General features: G+C 68.6%; 23 protein-coding genes and 2 riboswitches. Of the genes, 9 read left to right on the forward strand and 14 right to left on the reverse strand.

Going from position 1 to position 21,401, the window contains the following annotated elements; genetic code table 11:
- Nucleotides 1–22 precede the first annotated feature (22 nt).
- The 3 genes from ABZ345_RS28790 to ABZ345_RS28800 all read right to left on the reverse strand — a co-directional run bounded on the left by ABZ345_RS28790 (nucleotide 23) and on the right by ABZ345_RS28800 (nucleotide 4,693).
- On the reverse strand, nucleotides 23–2,071 hold the full coding sequence (locus ABZ345_RS28790) for a prolyl oligopeptidase family serine peptidase (RefSeq protein ID WP_359855218.1): 2,049 nt from the start codon (nucleotides 2,069–2,071) through the stop codon (nucleotides 23–25).
- A 628-nt stretch (nucleotides 2,072–2,699) separates the two neighbouring features.
- The gene (locus ABZ345_RS28795; protein WP_359855221.1) at nucleotides 2,700–3,470 is read right to left on the reverse strand and encodes a DUF1295 domain-containing protein; all 771 of its coding nucleotides are present in this window, start codon (nucleotides 3,468–3,470) and stop codon (nucleotides 2,700–2,702) included.
- On the reverse strand, nucleotides 3,467–4,693 hold the full coding sequence (locus ABZ345_RS28800; RefSeq protein ID WP_359855287.1) for a cyclopropane-fatty-acyl-phospholipid synthase family protein: 1,227 nt from the start codon (nucleotides 4,691–4,693) through the stop codon (nucleotides 3,467–3,469). The genes ABZ345_RS28795 and ABZ345_RS28800 overlap by 4 nt, the downstream gene beginning before the upstream one ends.
- A gap of 154 nt (nucleotides 4,694–4,847) precedes the next feature.
- Here ABZ345_RS28800 and ABZ345_RS28805 point away from each other — a divergent pair, with 154 nt between their 5' ends.
- The 4 genes from ABZ345_RS28805 (at nucleotide 4,848) to ABZ345_RS28820 (ending at nucleotide 7,593) form a co-directional block, all read left to right on the forward strand.
- Nucleotides 4,848–5,531 carry a hypothetical protein gene (locus tag ABZ345_RS28805; protein WP_359855224.1) on the forward strand — a complete coding sequence of 228 codons (684 nt, stop codon included), beginning with the start codon at nucleotides 4,848–4,850 and terminating at the stop codon, nucleotides 5,529–5,531.
- 192 nt (nucleotides 5,532–5,723) lie between these two features.
- Nucleotides 5,724–6,344, forward strand: a complete 621-nt coding sequence (locus tag ABZ345_RS28810) for a TetR/AcrR family transcriptional regulator (protein ID WP_359855227.1) — start codon at nucleotides 5,724–5,726, stop codon at nucleotides 6,342–6,344.
- A complete protein-coding gene (locus tag ABZ345_RS28815; protein ID WP_359855228.1) occupies nucleotides 6,329–6,949 on the forward strand; it encodes a VC0807 family protein in 621 nt (206 codons plus the stop codon). The genes ABZ345_RS28810 and ABZ345_RS28815 overlap by 16 nt, the downstream gene beginning before the upstream one ends.
- A complete protein-coding gene (locus ABZ345_RS28820; RefSeq protein WP_359855231.1) occupies nucleotides 6,946–7,593 on the forward strand; it encodes an SDR family oxidoreductase in 648 nt (215 codons plus the stop codon). Before ABZ345_RS28815 ends, ABZ345_RS28820 begins: the two co-directional genes overlap by 4 nt.
- A gap of 1 nt (nucleotide 7,594) precedes the next feature.
- On the opposite strand, the gene glyA is transcribed toward ABZ345_RS28820, so the two are convergent.
- The 8 genes from glyA to ABZ345_RS28860 all read right to left on the reverse strand — a co-directional run bounded on the left by glyA (nucleotide 7,595) and on the right by ABZ345_RS28860 (nucleotide 14,504).
- Nucleotides 7,595–8,860, reverse strand: coding sequence for a serine hydroxymethyltransferase (gene glyA, locus ABZ345_RS28825; protein ID WP_359855234.1), 1,266 nt, complete (start codon nucleotides 8,858–8,860; stop codon nucleotides 7,595–7,597).
- A 13-nt stretch (nucleotides 8,861–8,873) separates the two neighbouring features.
- Nucleotides 8,874–9,968, reverse strand: a complete 1,095-nt coding sequence (gene gcvT / locus ABZ345_RS28830) for a glycine cleavage system aminomethyltransferase GcvT (protein ID WP_359855237.1) — start codon at nucleotides 9,966–9,968, stop codon at nucleotides 8,874–8,876.
- A gap of 96 nt (nucleotides 9,969–10,064) precedes the next feature.
- Nucleotides 10,065–10,156: riboswitch (glycine riboswitch) on the reverse strand.
- Nucleotides 10,157–10,247, reverse strand: a riboswitch (glycine riboswitch).
- 45 nt (nucleotides 10,248–10,292) lie between these two features.
- Nucleotides 10,293–10,595: a DUF3817 domain-containing protein gene (locus tag ABZ345_RS28835; RefSeq protein ID WP_359855240.1), complete on the reverse strand. Its 303-nt coding sequence runs from the start codon at nucleotides 10,593–10,595 to the stop codon at nucleotides 10,293–10,295.
- A 14-nt stretch (nucleotides 10,596–10,609) separates the two neighbouring features.
- Entirely contained in the window at nucleotides 10,610–10,942 is a 333-nt protein-coding gene (locus ABZ345_RS28840; protein WP_359855243.1) for a hypothetical protein, read from the reverse strand.
- Between the two features lie 115 nt (nucleotides 10,943–11,057).
- Nucleotides 11,058–11,552: a helix-turn-helix transcriptional regulator gene (locus ABZ345_RS28845; protein WP_359855246.1), complete on the reverse strand. Its 495-nt coding sequence runs from the start codon at nucleotides 11,550–11,552 to the stop codon at nucleotides 11,058–11,060.
- 164 nt (nucleotides 11,553–11,716) lie between these two features.
- Entirely contained in the window at nucleotides 11,717–11,914 is a 198-nt protein-coding gene (locus tag ABZ345_RS28850) for a hypothetical protein (RefSeq protein ID WP_359855290.1), read from the reverse strand.
- 317 nt (nucleotides 11,915–12,231) lie between these two features.
- The gene (locus ABZ345_RS28855; protein WP_359855248.1) at nucleotides 12,232–13,371 is read right to left on the reverse strand and encodes a CaiB/BaiF CoA-transferase family protein; all 1,140 of its coding nucleotides are present in this window, start codon (nucleotides 13,369–13,371) and stop codon (nucleotides 12,232–12,234) included.
- Nucleotides 13,368–14,504 carry an acyl-CoA dehydrogenase family protein gene (locus ABZ345_RS28860; protein WP_359855251.1) on the reverse strand — a complete coding sequence of 379 codons (1,137 nt, stop codon included), beginning with the start codon at nucleotides 14,502–14,504 and terminating at the stop codon, nucleotides 13,368–13,370. The genes ABZ345_RS28855 and ABZ345_RS28860 overlap by 4 nt, the downstream gene beginning before the upstream one ends.
- A 107-nt stretch (nucleotides 14,505–14,611) precedes the next feature.
- On the opposite strand from ABZ345_RS28860, the gene ABZ345_RS28865 reads away from it, so the two are divergent.
- From ABZ345_RS28865 to ABZ345_RS28880, 4 genes are read left to right on the forward strand one after another with little or no spacing between them, the layout of a single operon-like run.
- Nucleotides 14,612–15,046, forward strand: coding sequence for a GNAT family N-acetyltransferase (locus ABZ345_RS28865; protein WP_359855253.1), 435 nt, complete (start codon nucleotides 14,612–14,614; stop codon nucleotides 15,044–15,046).
- A 55-nt stretch (nucleotides 15,047–15,101) separates the two neighbouring features.
- Complete coding sequence (locus ABZ345_RS28870) at nucleotides 15,102–16,304, forward strand: acetyl-CoA C-acetyltransferase (protein ID WP_359855256.1); 1,203 nt, start codon at nucleotides 15,102–15,104, stop codon at nucleotides 16,302–16,304.
- Nucleotides 16,305–16,307: 3 nt separating this feature from the next.
- Nucleotides 16,308–18,338, forward strand: a complete 2,031-nt coding sequence (locus tag ABZ345_RS28875; protein ID WP_359855257.1) for a 3-hydroxyacyl-CoA dehydrogenase NAD-binding domain-containing protein — start codon at nucleotides 16,308–16,310, stop codon at nucleotides 18,336–18,338.
- A gap of 60 nt (nucleotides 18,339–18,398) precedes the next feature.
- Complete coding sequence (locus tag ABZ345_RS28880) at nucleotides 18,399–18,536, forward strand: hypothetical protein (protein ID WP_359855260.1); 138 nt, start codon at nucleotides 18,399–18,401, stop codon at nucleotides 18,534–18,536.
- Between the two features lies 1 nt (nucleotide 18,537).
- Here ABZ345_RS28880 and ABZ345_RS28885 read toward each other — a convergent pair whose 3' ends face one another.
- Together ABZ345_RS28885 and ABZ345_RS28890 are read right to left on the reverse strand one after the other, a co-directional pair.
- Nucleotides 18,538–19,488 carry an AraC family transcriptional regulator gene (locus ABZ345_RS28885; protein WP_359855263.1) on the reverse strand — a complete coding sequence of 317 codons (951 nt, stop codon included), beginning with the start codon at nucleotides 19,486–19,488 and terminating at the stop codon, nucleotides 18,538–18,540.
- Between the two features lie 216 nt (nucleotides 19,489–19,704).
- Nucleotides 19,705–20,229: a DM13 domain-containing protein gene (locus ABZ345_RS28890; protein ID WP_359855266.1), complete on the reverse strand. Its 525-nt coding sequence runs from the start codon at nucleotides 20,227–20,229 to the stop codon at nucleotides 19,705–19,707.
- A gap of 61 nt (nucleotides 20,230–20,290) precedes the next feature.
- Between ABZ345_RS28890 and ABZ345_RS28895 the strand changes: the two genes are divergently transcribed.
- Nucleotides 20,291–20,641 (forward strand): hypothetical protein, encoded by a 351-nt coding sequence (locus ABZ345_RS28895; protein WP_359855269.1) that lies wholly within the window; start codon nucleotides 20,291–20,293, stop codon nucleotides 20,639–20,641.
- Between the two features lie 123 nt (nucleotides 20,642–20,764).
- Here ABZ345_RS28895 and ABZ345_RS28900 read toward each other — a convergent pair whose 3' ends face one another.
- Entirely contained in the window at nucleotides 20,765–21,145 is a 381-nt protein-coding gene (locus ABZ345_RS28900) for a hypothetical protein (RefSeq protein ID WP_359855272.1), read from the reverse strand.
- Nucleotides 21,146–21,401: the final 256 nt, after the last annotated feature.

The following is a 21,401-nucleotide window of genomic DNA, read 5'->3' on the forward strand; positions in this document are numbered from 1 at the left end:
ACACCGGTCCCGCCGTACTTGCTCACGCCAGTGACTGCTTAAGGAAGTCGACCTGAAGCAGCAGCAGGTTCTCAGCAACCTGTTCCTGCGGGGTCATGTGCGTGACGCCGGAGAGCGGCAACACCGTGTGCGGCCGCCCTGCCGCCAGCAACGCGCTCGACAGCCGCAACGTGTGAGCAGCCACCACGTTGTCGTCGGCCAGCCCGTGGATGATCATCAACGGGCGGGACAGCTTGTCCGCGTCGGCGATGAGCGAGTTCGAGTCGTAGACCTCGGGCTTCTCGTCCGGGTGGCCCAGGTAGCGCTCGGTGTAGTGCGTGTCGTAGAGCCGCCAGTCGGTGACCGGTGCGCCGGCGATGCCCGCGTGGAAGACGTCGGGCCGGCGCAGGACGGCCAGTGCCGACAGGTAGCCGCCGTACGACCACCCGCGGATGGCCACGCGGCTGAGGTCCAGGTCGGGCTCGATGGCCGCCGCGGCGTGCAGAGCGTCGACCTGGTCTTCCAGGGTGGCGCCGGCGAAGTCGTAGGCGATGGCGCGTTCCCAGGCCAGGCCGCGACCGGGCGTGCCGCGGCCGTCGGCGACGATCACCGCGAAGCCCTGGTCCGCCAGCCACTGGGACGCCAGGAAGGCGTTCTGCGACGAGACGACGCGCTGGGCGTGCGGGCCGCCGTACGGGTCCATCAGGACCGGGAGCTTGGTGCCCGGGGTGTGTCCGGTGGGCAGCAGGAGGGCGGCGCGAATGTCTCGTTCGCCCAGGGTCAGCAGGCGCGGGGCGGCCTTGAGTACCGGGGTGTCGGCCCAGGACTCGATCTCGTGGGCGCCGACGGTGGCGCGGACGCCGAATCGGTCCAAAGTGGCCGATGCGAGCACAACCGTGTCACCGCCTCGGATCGCGGTGTGCACGCCGTCCTCAGTGGACAGTTTCTCGACGGTGGTGCCGACCGAGTAGACGTGGGTCTGCGTCGGGTCGTCGGCAGAGGCGGCGACCAGGATCGAGTCGTCGGCGATGTCGAGGACGCGGCGCACCTGCAGGCCCGTGGTCACGACGTCGTCGCCGACCTGGAGGGCGTACTCGTCGCCGGAGCCGACGATGCGCACGAGGCGGCCGTCCGGGGTCCAGGCGGGGGCGCCGCCGGTGACCTCGATCCACGTCGGGTCGGTCTCGGTGACGAGCTCGGTGACGGAGCCGGTTTCGGGGGCGAGCGAGTAGATCCGCCGGGTGCGCTGGTCGCGGGTCTGCGTGGTGATCAGCGGAGCGCCGCCGGACGACCAGTGCACGTCGTTGAGGTAGTCGAACTCGAGCAGCACCGGCACGAAGGTGCCGTCCAGCGACACCACGTGCAGCGTCACGTTCGCGTTGGGGGTGCCGGCGGCCGGGTAGGCGATCTCGGTGGCCGCCGTGGCCGGATTCGCCGGGTCGGCGATGTACCAGCGCTGGACCGTGGCGTTGTTCACGCGCGCGGCGATGAGGCGGGTGCCGTTCGGCTCCCACCAGTAACCGCGGTAGCGCGACATCTCCTCGGCCGCGATGAACTCGGCCAGGCCGAACGTCACGTCCTCGCCGTCCGGGACCGCGACGGCGTAGTCGTCACCCGAGTCCAGGTCGACGACCCTGAGCGTGCCGCGCGTGACGTACGCCACACGCGTGCCCGTCGGGTCGACCCGCGGGTCGATGACGCCGCCCTGGGTCGGCAGCTCGCGGACCGCACCGCTGGTCAGGTCGGCCACGAACAGGCGGCCCGACAGCGCGAACGACGCGACCGTCGCGTCCTTCGACAGGGCGTAGCCGACGATGCCCGCGCCGGACTCGCGCGTGCGCTCGCGGCGGGCCTTCTCCTCGGCCGGCAGGTCCTCCGGGTCGGTCAGCAGCTGTGCCGGGTCGGCCAGCAGCCGTTCGACGCCGGTGGCCGTGTTCAGCTCCCAGAGTCCGTTCGCGCGGCTCGTGGCCGTGGCCGGACGCAGGAAGAAGACACGTGCCCCGTCTGACGACACCGCGAAGGTCCTGGGTGCGCCTACGGTGAACCGCTGGGTGCGCGCCTGTTGGCGCGGGAAGGAGATGTCGTTGCCCACCCGCCCACACTAACCCGCGGCTCCTCGCCGGACCGGCGTCGCGAGCAGGCTCACCTGGCGCGATACAGACCCGGTGGGGGTTGTGGACGCGCAGGCGAGTTGGGTCGCGCGACGGAGGCAGGCCGCAGCGCCGCGCGACGGAGGCAGGCCGCAGCGCCGCGCGACGGAGGCAGGCCGCAGAACCGCAGGGCGGAGGGCGGAGGGCGGAGGCAGGAACGGGGGCGGCAGTACCACCCAACGGCAACGCGCCCCGCCAGACCCGTCGGACCCGTCGGACCCGTCGGACCCGTCGGACCCGTCGGACCCGTCGGCCAACGATCACGCCACCAACTCACCCGCTCTGCACCGAACCGGTACCCCAAGCAGGCCCACCCCAGCGCGACACAAACCCCGGAGGACTTGCCGACACATCGGCAGGCTGCAAGGTCGCGGAACGGACGCGGCAGCACCAACCAACGCCGACGCGCTCCACCGAACGCACCGCCGACGATCACGCCACAACCCACCCCGCCCGGCACCAAGCCGGTGCCCCGAGCAGGCTCACCTCGCGCACCACAGCCCCAGGTGGGGTTGCGAACGCGGCCGCAGCGCAGCGCCCTGCCGGACCTCACCGCCGAACATCACGTCGCTAGCTCACGCGACTCTTCGGAGGCAGCGGCACGAACCCGCTCGTACGCCGGACGTACTCCGCGTAGCCGGGGCGACGCGACACGATGTCCTTCTCGAGCAACGATTTGCCGGTGCCCTTGGCGAGCAGCCACGTCATGATCACCGGACCGATGATCGTGAGCGCGGACAGCCACGAGTGCAGCGCGAACAGGTACGGGCCCCACCACACGACAGCGTCGCCGAAGTAGTTCGGATGCCTTGTGTAGCGCCAGAGTCCGCGATCCATCACGGCGCCCTTGTTCGCCGGGTCCGACCGGAACCGGGAGAGCTGCCAGTCACCCACGGCCTCGAAAGCGAAGCCGACCATCCACACGCCAGTGCCCACCCAATCTAGCACTCCGAACGGGGCCGAAAGATGCGGCGCGGCCTGCACCGGCAGCGACACGATCCACATCAGCACGGCCTGGATCAAGTAGACGCGGTACATCCGCAGGCGCGGATTTCCCTTGGCACGCCTCAAAATGTCCTGGTATCGCGGATCTTCGTCCTTGCCCGAGTTGCGCACGAAGATGTGCAGGCCCAGGCGTACGCCCCACACCGCGGTGAGCGCCGCGACCACCCACTGCCGAGTTGGTTCGCCCTCCGCGAACAGCAGCGTGACGACCGCGATCACCGCGAATCCGGGGCCCCACGCGGAGTCGATCAGGTCGTAGCGACGACGTGCGTCCGCGTACAGGAACAGGCCGCTGAGCAGTGCCAGCACGACCAGGAAGCTGATCAGGTAGCTCATCGCGCCACCAGTTCACGACGCACGCGCGGCATGCCGCTGCGTCCGTGCTCGTTCCTGCGCACCGCCAGGATCTGGTCCACGCCCATCCGTCCTTCCTCGAACGTCAGCGCGCCACCCGCGAGGTACAGCCGCCACACGCGCGCCTGCCCCTCACCGACCAGCGCGACGACCTCGTCCCACCGCTCTTCCAGTGTCTGCGCCCACGCCCGCACGGTCCAGACGTAGTGCTCGCGCATGGCGTGCACGTCGCGGATCTCCAAACCCGCGGCTTCGAGAAATCCTGTCGTGGCGCTGACGGGTCGCATGTGCATGTCCGGCGCGACGTACGACTCGATGAACGCGCCGCCGCCGGGGGCGTTGTGGCCGCGCGACATCTGTTGCAGCAGCAGGCGTCCCTCCGGCTTCAGCAACCGGTGCAAAGTCGAGGCGTACGTCGGGTAGTTGCGTTCGCCGACGTGCTCGCCCATCTCGATGGTGGAGATCGCGTCGAACGGTTCGTCCAGCACTTCGCGGTAGTCCTGCAGCCGCACCTCGACGAGGTCCTGCAACCCTTCCGCGGCCACGCGCGCGAGGATGTGCTCTCGTTGCTGCGCCGAGATGGTGACGCCGACCGCGTGCACGCCGTAGTTGCGCGCCGCGTGGATGATCATCGAGCCCCAGCCGCAGCCGACGTCCAGCAGCCGCATACCCGGCTGCAGGTCGAGCTTGCGGCACACCAGGTCCAGCTTGTGGTGCTGGGCCTGCGCGAGCGAGTCCGATGAGGACGTGAAGTAGGCGCACGAGTAGGCCATGCTCGGGTCGAGCACGAGCTGGTAGAACGCGTTGCTCAGATCGTAGTGATGCGAAATGGCGTCCCGGTCGCGCGCCTTGGTGTGCAAGGCGCCGCGCAGCCGTGCCTCCTCTCGAGGCGCGGACGGATTGGGACCCAACACTTTCAGTTGCAATGCAAGTTTCGCGACCTCCGCCACACGCGGCCTGCGGGTGCCCCCGCGCCGCACGAGTCCCCAGATCTGGGCGAGCCCCGCCGCGAGATCTCCCTCCACGTCGAGCTCGCCGCTCACGTACGCGCGCGCGAGACCGAGCTCGTTCGGACTCCACACGAGCCGGCGGAGAGCGTCGCGACTGCGGATCACGAGCACGGTGCCGTCCTGCGGCCCGGCCACGCTCCCGTCCCACGCCCGAATTCCGATCGGCAACGCCGAACCCAGCACCCGCTCGGCCATTCCTGCCAGCTGACCAGCGACGACCACCCTGCACCTCCTGCACGACCTGGCTCCGCCAGACGTTCGGGGCGGCAAGAGGTTCGGTTCGTTTCTGAACCGAGACGCAACCACGCCCGTATGGCCTCGATAGAGCGAACGACGGAACAAGGAGGACATGAGTGTGATCCGACGTAACCGCATTGCCATCGGGCTCGCCGCGGGGCTGGCAGTTGTGCTGGGTCTGGGTGTCTGGAGCGCAACGGGTAGCAACACGAACTCGAAGCCGGTGGCACAGACCGAAACCGACCTGGGCGTCCTCGGTGACTACGGCGACGTGGGAACTGCCCCGGTACTCCAGGAGCCCGCTCAGGCACCCGAGACCCCTGCTCAGCAGGCAGCACCGGAAACCCCGGCCCCGGCCGCGCAGCCCCCCGCCGCGCAGCCTCCCGCAGCCGCCCCGGTCAGCTCGTTGAAGCTGGTCGGCAAGCAGGTCGACAAGATGGGCATGGTCGTCCAGGACGGCGACGGCCGCACGATGTACCGCTTCGACAAGGACACTCCGAAGCCGGAAACCAAGTCCAACTGCAACGACAAGTGCGCTGTGACGTGGCCGCCCTTCCTGTCGGACACCGTCCCGCAGCTCGAGGGCATCGACCCGAGCATCGTCTCGCTGATCACCCGCGCGGACGGCAAGAAGCAGGTCGCCATCGACAAGTGGCCGGTCTACTCCTACTCGCTGGACCCGGGCCCGGGCAAGTGGAAGGGCCAGGGCGTTGGTGGCACCTGGTTCGTGATCCAGCCCAACGGCAAGCGCAACGTGGAATGCCTGCCCCCTGGCGTCACGGCACCGGCGGCGTAGCCCCCAAAGCATCCCGTTAGGACGGTCCAACTGAGACACACACCACTCTGAACGGACAAACCCCGGCCCTGGGGAAGGGGCCGGGGTTCCCGTCGTTTCGCTCTCTCGCTTCGCAAGCAGGGCCCGCCTGGTTCAGGCGGGCCCTGCTTGCGTTCGTCTGGTAGTGTTTTATCTAGCTGGATAAAAACGGGGGTGACCGTGGAGCACACGGGCAGAACGGCGGCACGGCGCGCGCAGATCGTGCGGGCGGCGATCGAGACCATCGCGGAACTGGGCTACGACCAGGCGACGTTCGCCAAAATCACCGAACGGGCGGGGCTGAGCAGCCCGCGGATGATCTCGTACCACTTCGCGGACAAGAACGACCTGCTGCGCCAGGTCGTGATCGACGTCTTCACCGCCGCGGGCCAGGTCATGGCACCCGCGATGGCCGCCGAGACCACGTGGGGCGGCAAGCTGCGCGCCTACCTGGAGTCGAACCTGCGGTTCCTGCGCGATCACCCGAGGGAGATCGTCGCGCTCACCGAGATCGGCCCGCACCTGCGCACCCCGTCCGGAGAGGGCTACACGAGCACGACCAGCCAGGACTTCAGCGTCACCGGCCTGGCCGAACTGCTCGAAACCGGTAAGGCGGCCGGGGAGTTCCGCCAGTTCGACACCCGCTCGATGGCCGTGCTGATCCGCGCGGCCGTCGACGCGGCCGCACAACGCGTGCGCGACGGGTCCGACGTGGATCTGGACACCTACACCACCGAGGTCATCACCGCGATCGACCTCGCAGTTCGTCTGGGGGACGAATGTTCCGGAAACTAGCGATCGACCTGCTCGTACCGACGGGCATCTACTACGGATCGCGCGCACTCGGCGCCGACCAGACGACAGCACTCGTGCTCAGCGGCGTGATACCGGCCTTGCGCGTGATCTACTCCGTGATCACCGAACGACGCATCAGCGGGGTGAACGCGTTCGTGCTCGGCGCGGTCGTGCTCGGCTTCGCGATGTCGTTCGTGACCGGGGAACCGCGAGTGCTGCTCGTGCGCGCGGCGTGGGGCACCGCGGCATTCGGCGTCGTGATGCTGGCGAGCCTGTTCTTCAAGCGGCCGCTGCTCCACTCGATGGCGATGCTCGTACTACCCGAGGACAAGAAGCAGGTGTGGACGGAGAACTGGGAGAAGTACCCGGCGATCCGGCACGCGCTGCGCGGCTGCACCGCCATCTGGGGCGTGATCTTCCTGGCGGACACCGCGATCCGGGTCGGCATGGCGCTGACGTTGCCGATCGACCTGGTGCCGGTGCTCGACGACGTGCTGCTGGTGGTCCTGCTCGTGGTTCTCGTTGTGGTCCAACGGGTGTACTCGCGGATGGTCATGCACCGGGCCGGGCTGCGCATCAACGGCGTGCACGTCAGCCGGGCATGATCGCGCTCGTGACCGGCGGGGCGCACGGCATCGGCGCGGCACTGGTCAGGCGGCTGATCGGCAGGGGCGACGACGTGGTGATCGCCGACGTCGATCTGGACGGGGAGCGCGGCAGCTTGTTCGTTCGGACCGATGTGCGCTCGTACGAGGGCAACGAACGTGTCGTGGCCGCCGCTGTCGAACGGTTCGGCGGACTCGACATCGCGGTGTTCAACGCCGGTGCCGCCGGACCGCGTTCGTTCAGCGTGGCCGGCTACCGCGACGCCATGCGGATCAACCTCGACGCGGTCGTCTACGGGCTGGCCGCGTGCTCCGCAGTGCTGAACGGCTCGGCGCTCGTGATGTCGAGCATCGCCGGGCTGACCGGCTCGCCCGACGTCTGCTACGGAACAGCGAAACACGCGCAGATCGGGTTGGTGCGGTCGATTTCGCAGACCGCGCCGGGCTACCGGATCAACGCGTTGTGCCCCGGCCTGGTCGACACGCGGGCAGTGGCGGCGTACCGGTCGGAACTGGTGGCCGCGGGACTGGAGCTGGCCACGCCGGAGGAGGTCGCCGCCGCTGCCGAGACAGTGCTGGGCGACCGGCGCACCGGCCAGGTGTGGTCGGTGCAGGCCGGTCGCCCGGTCGAACTGGTGCGGTAAATCAGAGCGTGCTGTACAGCGGGTGCTTGGCGGCCAGCACCTCGACGCGGGCGCGCAGCTCGTCAACAGCCGCACCCGGCTTGAGGGCCTCGGCGATCACGTCGGCGACCTCGGCGAAGTCCACCTCGCCGAAACCGCGGGTGGCCAGCGCCGGGGTGCCGATGCGCAGACCCGAGGTGACCATCGGCGGCCGCGGGTCGTTCGGGACGGCGTTGCGGTTCACCGTGATGCCGATCTGGTGCAGCACGTCCTCGGCCTGCTTGCCGTCGAGCTCGGAGTTCACCAGGTCGACGAGGACCAGGTGGACGTCCGTGCCGCCGGTGAGGACCTTCACGCCCGCGGCGGCCACGTCCGGCTGTGACAGGCGCTCGGCCAGGATCTTCGAGCCTTCCAGCGTGCGGCGCTGGCGGTCGGCGAACTCCGGCGAGGCGGCGTGCTTGAACGCCACGGCCTTGGCGGCGATCACGTGCTCCAGCGGGCCGCCCTGCTGGCCGGGGAAGACCGCGGAGTTGATCTTCTTGGCGATGTCCGCCTCGTTCGAGAGGATCACACCGCCACGGGGACCGCCCAGGGTCTTGTGGGTCGTGGTCGTCGTCACGTGCGCGTGGGGCACGGGCGACGGGTGCAGGCCCGCGGCGACGAGGCCCGCGAAGTGCGCCATGTCGACCATCAGGTAGGCCTCGACCGAGTCCGCGATGCGGCGGAACTCGGCGAAGTCCAGCTGGCGCGGGTACGCGGACCAGCCGGCGACGATCAGCTTCGGGCGGTGCTCCTGCGCCAGGCGCTCGACCTCGGCCATGTCGACGCGGCCGTCCGAGTCGGACACGTGGTACGGCACGACGTTGTAGAGCTTGCCGGAGAAGTTGATGCGCATGCCGTGCGTGAGGTGACCGCCGTGCGCGAGGTCGAGGCCGAGGATCGTGTCGCCGGGCTGCAGCAGCGCGAACATCGCGGCGGCGTTGGCCTGCGCGCCCGAGTGCGGCTGGACGTTGGCGAAACCGGCGCCGAACAACGACTTGATGCGCTCGATGGCCAGGCGCTCGACGACGTCGACGTGCTCGCAGCCGCCGTAGTAGCGGCGGCCGGGGTAGCCCTCGGCGTACTTGTTGGTCAGCACCGAACCCTGTGCCTGCAGCACCGAGACGGGCGTGAAGTTCTCCGAGGCGATCATCTCGAGAGTGCCCTGCTGGCGCGCCAGCTCGGCCGCGACGGCCTCGGCGACCTCGGGGTCGTACTCCGCGAGGGAGGCGTTGAACTGGTCGGACATCTGGAAGATCTCCCTACTTGGCGCGCTTGTAGAACGGAAGTGCGACGACCTCGACCGGCTGCTTCTTGCCGCGGACGTCCACCAGCAGAGGGGTGCCGGGTTCGGCACTGGCCCGAGTCACGTACGCCATGGCGACCGAGTAGCCGAGCGTCGGCGACAGCGCGCCCGACGTGACCTCGCCGACGACCTCGTCGCCGTTCAGCACCGCGTAACCGTGCCGCGGGGCGCGGCGCTCGGGGGTCTTCAGTCCGACCAGGACCGAGTCCACATCGGACTCCGAGACCTTCGTCAGCGCGTCGCGGCCCACGAAGTCGCCCGGCTTGTCGAGCTTCACGACGCGGCCGAGACCAGCGTGGTACGGCGTCAGCGACGTGGTCAGCTCGTTGCCGTACAAGGGCATTCCGGCTTCGAGACGCAACGTGTCGCGGCAGCCGAGACCGCACGGCTTGAGCTCGTGCGCCTCGCCCGCCTCCAGCAGCGCGGCCCAGACGGCCGAGGCGTCGGACGGCGCCACGAAGAGCTCGAAGCCCTCCTCGCCCGTGTACCCGGTGCGGGCGAGCAGCGCGTCGACACCTGCCACGGTGGACGGGTAGGAGGCGTAGTACTTCACGGCCGACAGGTCGGTGTCGGTGAGTCCGGACAGGATCTCGACCGACTTCGGGCCCTGGATCGCGATCAACGCGTAGTCGGTCGACTTGTCGGTGACGACGGTGTCGAACCCGGCGGCGCGCTCGACCAGAGCGTCAGCCACCACAGCGGCGTTGGAGGCGTTGGCGACGACCATGAACTCCTCGTCGCCCAACCTGTACACGATCAGGTCATCGATCACGCCGCCGTCGGCCTGCGTGATCATCGTGTAGCGAGCCTTGCCGACGGCCAGCGCCGAGATGTGGCCGACCAGCGCGTAGTCGAGCGCCTCGCCGGCCTGGGGTCCGGTCAGCACGATCTCACCCATGTGCGTGAGGTCGAACAGGCCCGCGGTGGTGCGCACCGCGTGGTGCTCGGCGAGCTCGCTGGAGTAGCGCAGCGGCATCCGCCAGCCCGCGAAGTCGGTGAACATCGCGCCGAGCTGCTCGTGCTCGGCGTTCAGAGGCGTGAGGCGGGACATCAGAACGCTCCTCCAGGGTGCGCCGAAGAGCCGGCCTGGGCCGGCTGAGGCAACAGAAGAATGACACGGTCCATCGGAGACTCCTCACCAGAGCGAGCCTCCCCCTCTGTCATGAGCCTGAGAGCTTCGCCGCGCAGCACGCGACTTGCACCGTGGGCGAGGCCGATGGGCCTGCTTTTCAGAGTTGCCTTCGTCGTGCGGTACCTGTACCTGAGAGATTCCGGGGAGGAGTTGCTCCTTCGGCGCTCACACTCAAGTGAGCTCTCCCGCGCGACATCGACGGCCGTGTTCAGTTGGTAGCCCCAGACGCTAGCAGGCCAAACGTCACAGCGGCACGCCCTGCGCAGTCTTCTCGACCACCTTGCGCTCAGCCCAGAACGACAGGAACGGGATCGTCCCGGCGAGCAGCACGAGGGCGGTGCCCTTGATCGACCAGCGCAGCTTCAGCGCCAGGTCGACGGAAATGACCAGGTAAATGGCGTAGAGAAAGCCGTGGATCGGCCCGACGACCTTCATGAACTGACCCATGTCCGCGGCGTACTTGAGCACCATCGCCACGCACAGGAGCAGCAGGAAGACACCGACCACGTAAGCCATGACCCGGAACCGGGTCAACGCACCCTTCATCAGCCCGCCTTCGCTCAACGACCGTCCCGCGCGTTGAGGTCCGCGAGCATGCGGTTGTAGGCCGCGAGCTCCGCGTCTTCAGGATCGTCGAAGTGCTCGACAGGCGCGGGTTTGACGGCGTCAACGGTAGTCATCGGCTTCGCGGCGGCCGCAACCGGCTCCGGTGCGGAGAGAACCTCGTCACGACGCTGGCGCGCCAAACGGCGGAAACGCCACACCATGAAGGCCGGGAAGAGGCCGAAGAGCGGCCACTGGAGCACGTAACCGAGATTCTGGAACGTGCCGCTGGCGGACTCGAAGCGCTGCCACTGCCAGTACGCGAGCCCGCAACAGGCGATCAGGGCCACCAGACAGGCAAACCCGATCAACACTCGCTGGGGTGTAAGGAGGCCGCGCACGGCCTCCACACTACTTGGAACGCATGGATACAGGGCTGCCGCCTCCGACAGCCCGTTCCCTCTACTACGCCACGCCGTCCCGGCGCTGCCTCTGCAGACGTGCGACACACCAGGCTGCGGCGGAACCGCGGCGAAGGTGCTGGAGAACCGTCATCGGTCCCAGGCGCCGCCCGAGGTCGGCAGGGCTCAGACCCGCCGCGCGATAGTCGAGCGCGCGCTGGTCCAACGGGCTGATGCCCGCGTCCCACCACTGCTCGGCCTCGGCGACATCGCCAACCAGCTGCCAGTAGCTCGCCGCGGCGGCGAGCAGTGCCTCGGGTGCCTCCGGCGCCCGCTTGCGCATCGCGGCCACGTAGGCCGGATCCGCCGAGTCGACCTTGACCAAGCCACGCGAGGGCCCGCCCCTGCCGCCCCGCTGTGCGGGGATGCCTGGCGCCGAGGGGGGAGCCTCAGCGAGCCACGCGTTCTTGATCCGGTTCACCTCCTGCATCTCTGCGTCATCAGACCGTTCAGCCGCCCACTGCTGCAACAGCTCGTGGACCCCGGAGTCCTCGACCATATGTGCCTCCTCGTCGGTCGGGGATCGGCCATTGCAGCGGAAGGTATTCGGTAGGTCTGACAATCGCCAGACCCTGAATCCCCAGAACACCCGTTACCAGTGCGTGATTGGCCTCTTTCCACCCATCCGGTCCAACGCAGATGGCCGAGGATCACCGAGAGTCACTAGGCGACAGGCGTCGCCGTCCCGAAGAGGCTCCTGATGAAGGTGATGATCGACTCCGCGCCCTGCCTCAGCCAGCCGAGGAGCGTCTGGACCGCGCCTGCGGACTCCTCGGGCCGGGTGATCAGGAGGAACAGCACCAGCGCGACGACCGCCAGCACTAGCACCTTCTTGAGGTTCACAGGTACCTCTCCGTCCATCTCGCTCACAGGTGAGGCGGCAGACCGCCCGTGTCACCCGACATGGTCCCTCATTCACCCGGCTGATGAACAACGACCACGCCCAACTGCCCCCAGGATCCACCGGCCACGCACGCCTGCTGACGGGGAATGTCACCCGAATGGCGGCTAAAGAGAGGCCTCAGCAGCGCCGATGTCCTGGGCACGAGGTGAACACGGACTCCCTCGCATCCCACAGCGTGGACCAGACATGTTGAACCGAGCCTCACCCGGATGCCGAACCGACGGCATCACGCTCTGTCACCCCGTCGTGTCCTTATTAATGCGCACGCGAGCATTCATCCAATAACTCCTGCCCGGCGCAGTTCCATAATTCGGGCGTCCGCCACACCTATGTCGGCAAGCACTTCCCCGGTGTTCATCCCGGTCGTTACCGGAGGCGTCGGAACCGACGCCGGAGTCCGGTCGAAGCGAGGAGCCGGCGCCGGGTGCGGCGAACCGGAGACGTCGACGAACGTCGCCCGCGCCGCGTTGTACGGGTGCCGCGCCGCTTCGGCGGGCGTCAGCACCGGCGCCAGGCACGCGTCGGTGTCCCGCGCGAGGTCAGCCCACTCGTCCCGCGTCCGCGTCTTCACCGCCGCCGCGATTCGTTCCCGCAGGTCAGGCCAGTTCGCCGGGTCGTTGCGCGTCGGTGCGTCCTCCAGGCCCAGCACGCGCACCAGGTCGGCGTAGAACTTCTCCTCCAGCGCGCCGATGGCCACGAACTGCCCGTCCGCGGCCTCGTAGACGTCGTAGAACGGCACGCCACCGTCGAGCATGTTCTCGCCGCGCCCGCCGGACCACATGCCCGCGTTGCGCATCCCGTGCAGGAACGTCGTCAGCAACGCCGCCCCGTCGACCATCGCGGCATCCACGACCTGGCCACGTCCGGAGCGCTCCCGTTCGTACAGCGCCGCGAGCACGCCGAGAGCCAGCAGCAGCCCTCCCCCGCCGAAGTCGCCGAGCAGGTTGATCGGGAACGACGGTGGCCCGCCTGCGCGTCCGAGAGGCTCCAAAGCGCCCGCGACGGCGATGTAGTTGATGTCGTGCCCGGCACGGTCGGACAGGGGCCCGTCCTGCCCCCAGCCGGTCATGCGTCCATATACAAGGCGCGGATTGCGGGCGAGGCACTGCGCCGGACCGATGCCCAGCCGCTCGGTGACGCCCGGCCGGAAGCCCTCGACCAGCACGTCCGACTGTTCGACCAACCGAAGAACCAGCTCGGCACCCTCGGGCTTGCGGGTGTCGATCGCGACTGAGCGCCGGTTGCGGGTCAGGAAGTCGCCGGGGACCGTCGGGTGACTGCCGGGCTTGTGCACCTGGATCACGTCCGCGCCGAGGTCCGCGAGCACCATGCAGCCGAACGGCGCGGGCGCGAGACCGGCGAGCTCGACCACGCGAAGTCCTGCCAGAGGTCCTGTCCTCGATGTAGCAGTCACAAGGACCTCGCGATGATTTCCTTCATGATCTCGTTCGTGCCGCCGAAGATCCGCTGCACGCGGGCGTCGGACCAGGCACGTGCGATCGGGTACTCGTTCATGTAGCCGTAGCCGCCGAACAGCTGCACGCACTCGTCGACGACCTTGCCCAGCCGGTCGCTGGCCCACCACTTCGCCATCGCCGCCGTCGGCACGTCCAGCTCGCCGCGCAGGTGCTTGTCGATGCACTCGTCGATGAACGCCCTGGTCACGGCCGCCTCGGTGGCGCACTCGGCGAGCTTGAACCGGGTGTTCTGGAACTTCATCAGCTCCTTGCCGAACGCCGTGCGCTCCTTCACGTACTTCAGCGTCACGTCGACGGCCGCCTCGATGCCCGCGACCGAGCAGACGCCGATGATCAGGCGTTCCTGCGGCAGCTGGTGCATGAGCTGCACGAACCCGAGGCCCTCCTGGTCGCCCAGCAGGTTCGCGACGGGCACGCGCACGTCGTCGAAGAACAGCTCGGCGGTGTCCTGCCCCTTCATGCCGACCTTGTCGAGCACGCGGCCGCGCCGGATGTCGTTCTCCACGACGATCAGCGAGATGCCCTGGGCGCCCTGGGCGGGGTCGGTCTTGGCCACCACGATCACCAGGTCGGCGTGCACGCCGTTCGTGATGAACGTCTTCGAGCCGTTGATGACGTACTCGTCACCGTCGCGGAGAGCCCTCGTGCGGATGCCCTGCAGGTCGGAGCCCGCGCCGGGTTCGGTCATGGCGATCGCGCCGACGTACTCGCCGGACGCGAGCTTGGGCAGCCAGCGCCGCTTCTGCTCCTCGGACCCGTAGGAGTTGAGGTAGTGGGCGACGATCCCGCTGTGGACGCTGTTGCCCCAGGCGCTGTCACCGGCGCGCGCCTGTTCCTCGAGCAGCACGGCCTCGTGTGCGAACGTGCCGCCGCCGCCCCCGTACTCCTCGGGGATGCTCAGGCACAGCAGCCCCACGTCACCCGCGCGACGCCACAGGTCGCGGTCGACCTGCTTCTGCTCGGCGAAGCGTTCCTGGTGCGGCACGACCTCCTTCTCCATGAACGTGCGGGCGAGCTGGCGCAACTGGTCCAGGTCGCTGTCCATCCACCGCGATCGACGCTCTGCCATGCGTTCCACGAAACCACCCGGCCGTGATCCACGCCATGACCGCCGCGCCAGGCCGTCGCCCGAAAAAGTGAGCGAAATTCCCACCCTCGTCGTCCAGACTGCTCGATATGCAGATCCACCAGGTCACGCCGGACGACTGGGAGCTCTGGCGGGACGTCCGGTTGGAGGCGCTGGGCGCGGATCCCGGCGGGTTCGGGTCGACGCTCGCCCGCGAGGAGGCGTTCACCGAGGCCGACTGGCGCCGCACGCTGGAAGACGGCCCGCGGCTGGTCGCGCTCGATCCGGATCCCGCCGGCCTCGTCGGTGCCTTCGGCAAGCCGAGCGGCCTGTACCTGTACTCGATGTGGGTGCGGCCCTCCCACCGCGGCCGAGGTGTCGGAGAAGCGCTGGTCAGGGCTGTGCTGGCGGAGGCGGCAGCAGAGGGCTGGACGCTCGTGCGGCTGCAGGTGTACGACGACAACCTGCCTGCTCGGCGGCTCTACGAGCGGCTGGGGTTCGTGGATTCCGACGAGCCGGAGCACATGGAGTTCCGGGTGAGCTAATCGGTCACCCTTCACGGTCATGGCCAGCTTGAGAGGCCGGGCCTAGCGTGGTGGCATGAGCGAAGCCTTGATCTTCGACGCGGTGCGCACGCCGCGCGGCAAGGGGAAGCGCGGGTCGCTGCACAGCGTCAAGCCCGTCGCTCTCGCCGCCGGGGTGCTGCGCGCGCTGTCCGAACGCAACTCCCTCGACACCTCCGCGGTGGACGACGTCGTGTTCGGCGTGGTGTCACCGCTCGGCGAGCAGGGCGGTGACATCGCCCGCACGGCCGTGCTGGCCGCGGGATGGGACCAGCGCCCGGCGGGTGTGCAGCTCAACCGGTTCTGCGCGTCCGGCCTGGAGTCGGTGAACCTCGCGGCCGCCAAGGTCGCCTCCGGGTTCGAGGACCTGGTCGTCGCGGGCGGCGTCGAGTCGATGTCGCGCGTGCCGATGGGGTCCGACGGTGGCGCGTGGGCGATCGACCCCGGGACGAACTTCGACCTGTCGTTCGTGCCGCAGGGCGTGTCGGCCGACCTGATCGCGACGCTGGAGGGCTTCTCGCGCACGGACGTCGACGGGTGGGCCGCGCGGTCGCACGCGCTTGCCTTCGAGGCGCAGAAGAACGGCTTCTTCGAGCGGTCCGTGGTGCCGGTGGTCGACCAGAACGGCACCGTGGTGCTGAAGGAGGACGAGACGATCCGCCCTGAGTCCACTGTGGAATCTCTGGGCCGGCTGAAGCCGAGCTTCCAGTTCCACGGCGACCTCGGCTACGACACCGTGGCGATCGACCGTTACCCCACCGTCGAGCGCATCAACCACGTGCACACGCCGGGCAACTCGTCGCAGATCGTCGACGGCGCCGCGGCGATGCTGATCGGCTCCGAGGCCGCCGGGCGTTCGCTCGGTCTGACGCCGCGTGCCCGGATCGTTTCGGTTGCGGTGGTGGGAACCGAGCCGACGATCATGCTGACCGGGCCGGCGCCGTCCGCGCGCAAGGCGTTGGACAAGGCCGGCCTGTCGGTCGAGGACATCGACCTGTTCGAGGTCAACGAGGCGTTCTCGTCCGTGGTGCTGAAGTTCGTGCGGGACATGGGGGTCTCCGAGGACAAGGTCAACGTCAACGGCGGCGCGATCGCGCTGGGCCACCCGCTCGGCGCGACCGGCTGCATGATCCTCGGCACGCTGCTGGACGAGCTGGAGCGCCGGGACCTGCGCCGCGGCCTCGCCACGCTGTGCGTGGGCGGCGGCATGGGTATCGCGACGATCATCGAGAGGGTCTGAGGGATGCCTTTCCACTACGACAAGGACTCCGACGGCATCGTCACCCTGACGATGGACATGTCCGGCTCCGCCAACGTGATGAACACCGAGTACCAGGAGCTGATGGGCGACGCCGTCACCAGGCTCGAAGGTGACGAGATCACCGGTGTGATCATCACGTCGGCCAAGAAGACGTTCTTCGCCGGTGGCGACCTGAACGTGCTGATCGCGGTCACGCCGGAGAACGCTTCCCAGGCGCTGGAAGGCGTCGAGGAGCTCAAGTCGCAGCTGCGGCGGCTGGAGAAGCTCGGCAAGCCGGTCGTCGCGGCGATCAACGGCTCCGCGCTGGGTGGCGGGTTCGAGATCGCGCTGGCCGCGCACCGCCGGATCGTGCTGAACGACGACAGCATCCGCATCGGCCTGCCCGAGGCCACTCTGGGTCTGCTGCCCGGCGGCGGTGGCGTCACGCGCATGGTGCGGCTGCTGGGCGTGCAGAAGGCGTTGCCGTTGCTCATGGAGGGCAAGCAGCTTCGTCCGGAACGCGCGCTGCAGGCCGGTCTCGTGCACCAGCTGGCGTCCTCGCGCGAGGAGCTTCTCTCCGAAGCCCGCGCGTGGATCGCGGCGAACCCGGCGCCGGTCCAGCCGTGGGACGTGCAGGGTGCCGGGGTGCCGGACCTGAAGTTCGGTGACCCCAACAGCTACGGGCTCCTGGGCGCGGCGCCCGCGGTGCTGCGCAAGAAGTCCCACGGCGCGTACCCTGCGCCCGAGAAGATCATGGCGGCGGCGGTCGAGGGTGCCTACGTCGACTTCGACACGGCGCTGAAGATCGAGGGCCGCTACTTCGTGGAACTGGCCGCCGGTCAGGTCTCCAAGAACATGATCACGGCGTTCTGGTTCAACCTCAACGAGGTCAACGGCCGCGCGTCGTCGTCCGGCAAGCGCGTGGCCAAGCTGGGCGTGCTCGGCGCGGGCATGATGGGCGCTGGAATCGCCGAGGTGTCAGCGAAAGCCGGTATCGAGGTCGTCCTGAAGGACGTGACCCTCGAAGCGGCCCAGAAGGGCGCTGGAGACCTTCCCGGCATCACCGCGACCGACTCCGACGACGACCTCGCGGGCTGCGACCTGATCATCGAGGCGGTGTTCGAGAACCGCGAGCTGAAGAACAAGGTCCTGGGCGCCGCGGAGTCCGCAGCACTGCCTGACGCGGTGATCGCGTCCAACACCTCGACGCTGCCGATCACCGGGCTCGCCACCGCGGTGCCGGACGCCGAGCGGTTCATCGGACTGCACTTCTTCTCGCCAGTGCCGAAGATGCGGCTCGTCGAGATCATCCGCGGCGAGAAGACGTCCGAGGAGACGTTGCAGCGGGCAGTGGACTACGTGCGGCAGATCGGCAAGACGCCCATCGTGGTCAACGACTCGCGCGGCTTCTACACCTCGCGCACGTTCGGCACGTACGTGATCGAGGCGATCTCGATGCTGGCCGAGGGCGTCGCCCCGGCGTTGATCGAGAACGTCGCTCGCAAGGCGGGCATGGCGGTCGGCCCGCTGGCGGTGTCGGACGAGGTGACGCTGTCGCTGCAGCTGAAGATCCACGACCAGACGCTCGCCGACGACCCGTCGCTGGTGGCGGACAGCGCAGCCTACGACCTGATCCGCGAGATGGTCGACTTGGGGCGCGCCGGGAAGTCCACGGGCGCGGGCTTCTACGAGTACCCCGCCGACGGCTCGAAGAAGTTCCTGTGGCCCGAGCTGACCACGCGGTACGCCAAGGCCGACGCGGGGGTCTCCGAACAGGACGTGCGGGACCGGCTGCTGTTCGTGCAGTCGCTGGAAACCGTGCGGTGCCTGGACGAGGGCGTGCTGACGTCCGTCGCCGACGCGAACATCGGCTCGATCTTCGGGTTCGGGTTCGCGCCGTGGAGCGGTGGCACGCTGCAGTTCATCAACTCCTACGGCGTGCAGGCGTTCGTGGAGCGCGCGGACTACCTCGCGGACACGTACGGGGAGCGGTTCCGTCCGCCGGCCTCGCTGCGGGAGCGCGACAAGTTCTGACGTTTTACGACGTTTTGGAGTTCTTGCGGCCGTCCACCGGGCGGCCGCAAGCTCTGTGCCATGAAAAAGATGTTCACCGCGATCGTGTCCGCTGCCGCCGCGATGCTCGCACTGGCGGGCCCGGCCTCGATCGACACGCTCCTGCCCCGGACGGACTCGGTCCAGGCCTCGGCTGCGGGCGACGTCTGGGACTGGTGAGTCACGCGCGGTAGGAGCCGGGTGAGGACCCGGTCCACCGCTTGAAGGCCCGGTGGAAGGCGCTAGCCTCGGAGAACCCGAGGCGCAGCGCCAGTTCCTCCACCGACTCCCCGCCCCGCACCAGCGAGGCCACCGCCTGGTCGCGCAGCAACTGCTCGCGCACCTCGCGGAACGACGTCCCCTCAGCGGCCAGCCGCCGTCTCAGCGTCGGCGCCGACACGCCCAGCTGCGCCGCCACGACCTCCAGCCCGCTCATCCCGCGCCCGAGCAGCCGGCGCACGTGTCCCGCCGTGTCAGCGCCGTGGTCCCGGCGCGACAACAGCTCCGCGGGCGAGTGCCTCAGGAACCGGCGCAGCCCCGCTTCGTCCTGCACCACCGGCATGCGCAGGAACTTCGGGTCGAACGAGATCGCCGTGGAGGGCGCGTCGAACGTCAGCGGGCACCCGAAGATCAGGTGGTACTCGGCGGCGTGCGCCGGTTCCGGGTAGGCGAACCCGGCTTCCCGCAGCGGAATGCGGCGGCCGATCAGCCACGACGAGAAGCGGTGCCAGAGCACCAGCAGCGACTCCGTCAGGAAGTGGTCCGGGTCGCCGGGAACGTGCAGCGAGAAGCGCCCGGCGTTCAGCGACAGGTCGAGCGGCTCGTCGAACAGCGCGTAGAACGCGAGCCCGCGTCTGAGCGCCGAGTCGAGGTCCGGGCAGTGGACCGCCAGCAGGCACATCATCGCGAACGTGCCGCGTTTCGACGGGCGCGGCCCGAAGCCCATGAACTCGTCGTCGAGGACTTCCCACAGCGTCTGGATGAGCTTCGTGTACTGCGCGGGCGTCACACGGGCCCGGTCGTCAGCGAGAAGGCTCGGCGGAATCCCGGCCCCCGCCATGACCTCGGACGGCGACGGGCACGCGCGCAGTGCCGCGCGCACGTAGTGGATCGCCACGGTCCGGGTGTGCACGAACCACACTAAAACGCCGCTGGCGGTGACGCGGCTCCGGGGAGAGTTGGAGCCGCGTCACCGCCGGCGAAGGGCCCACCCAGTGAGCCGTGCTCCTCGCCAACGGGGCTTCCGCACGCCCATCGGCAAGGGACGATGTTATGTCCTGTTGTTAACGTTATGTGGTCTAGACCAGGAAAGTCAATAGTGTGAAGAGAGCAAGACCTGGTTGATGTTTCATACTTGTTCCAACGGTGCTACAGCGAACCCCGCCGAGAACCGTTGGCACCAGATCACGACACTCCGAATGGCGGACACGTCCACGCCGGCGGGAATTTCGTACACCTGGTCGCCACGATTTCCCTTCAACTTGCCCAGACTGGTGAATCCCTGACCAAATGTTTTCTCAGCCGACCCCGAGGCGTGCGGCGAGAGGTATACGTACAGGTCAGGCCCGTCGCTGGTGTCCAACGCCGCGAACTGGACCGAATGCGCGCCACCCGGCAGTTTGATGAGGCTCGCCTTACCGGTGGTCGCGTGCTCAAGCGAACGCCACTCGCCCGCCGCGATCTCCTTCGGCGTTTCCACGACGGCCGCCGAAGTCCCCGCCGGCGCTTGAGCAGACGTCGACGAGGGCACGAGCAGCGCCTCATGCGTTTCGCGCACCGTGAGCAGTCGCCACGGCTGGAACAGGTACAACCCGACCCCGAGGGCAGCAACCAGCACCACCGCGACGGGGATCAGAATTCGACGATCCGGCATACCGAAAATACTGGCCCAAATCGCCCCGAAAAGAGCTTACGGAGTTGTTAGGGTCCTTGCCGTGGCGACGCAGGCGAGGATCGGCCAGGCCGTGCTCGGTGTCCTGATGGTCGGCTGCGCCCTGACGGGCTTGTTCCCCAAGCCCGTCCCACTCCTCTTCGCCATCGCCGCCGTGGGCACGGCCAACGCCGCCTTCCCACTGATGCGCACCTTCGGCTCCGCCCTCCTGGGCGGCGTGGCGGCCGCCTCGATAGCCCTCTCCTCGGTCCCGTTCGTCACCTGCTCCTCACAACGCTTCACCGAGGTGTTCACCTGCACGGGTGACGCTCCGACGTGGCATCTGACCGGAACCGTGCTGGTGGCAGGCCTTTCCGGGGCCAGTTTGGTACTCGCCCGGATCACAGATCAGTGACAGCGATCACTCAACCGGGGCCATCAGGAAGCCGATAAGGCATGCAGGCGAGCGTTCTCCTGCGACCGGCCTACCCGGTAATCTGCCGAAGAGCGTGATCGTTCCACTTCCAATCATGAGCATTCAGAGGAGGACCGCTGTGCGCGCACTGTGGGCCACAGGTGGTTCCGCCGTGCTCGGGTCCGCACTGCTGGGCGTTCTGGTCGGCATGGCGATCCACGGCGTGGCCGACGAAGATCCACTGAGCCGGACACCCGCCTCCACCTGGATCAGATCCACCTCGAACACCCCGCCGAGCTCAACGGAGAGCTCCCCACCGGACAGCAGCGCACCGTCGAGCCCCACCTCGACCCCGAGCACGCAACAACCGACGAAGAAAACCACCACCCCACCCCCGGCCCTGACGAACCCGGCCCCGCCACCCCCACCGGCGGCCACGACGAGCGCCCCACCCCAATCCTCGGGCTGGCCGTGCAGTCCCTTGAACCCGCTGCCACCGCCCACCTGCAAAAACCTGGGCTAGCCAGCCGAACGAACTGCTCCCCCCCGCACGCCGAAGGCGGCCCCGCGCGCATCGGGCAAGCCCAATCGCCCCGAGGCCGAAGGCGAGGCGACCCGAAGGCGAAGCCGAGGCAAGGCGACGCCGAAGGCGAGCTGCTTGTCCCGTGCGCTTCGGGTGGGGTCCCGTCACGAGTCGTGCCTGATCGTTTGCCGCGCCAGGATCGGGGTGTCAACTCGACACGCTTTTCGTCGAGTTGAC

The organism is Lentzea sp. NPDC005914, from assembly GCF_040629405.1.
Lineage (GTDB): Bacteria > Actinomycetota > Actinomycetes > Mycobacteriales > Pseudonocardiaceae > Lentzea.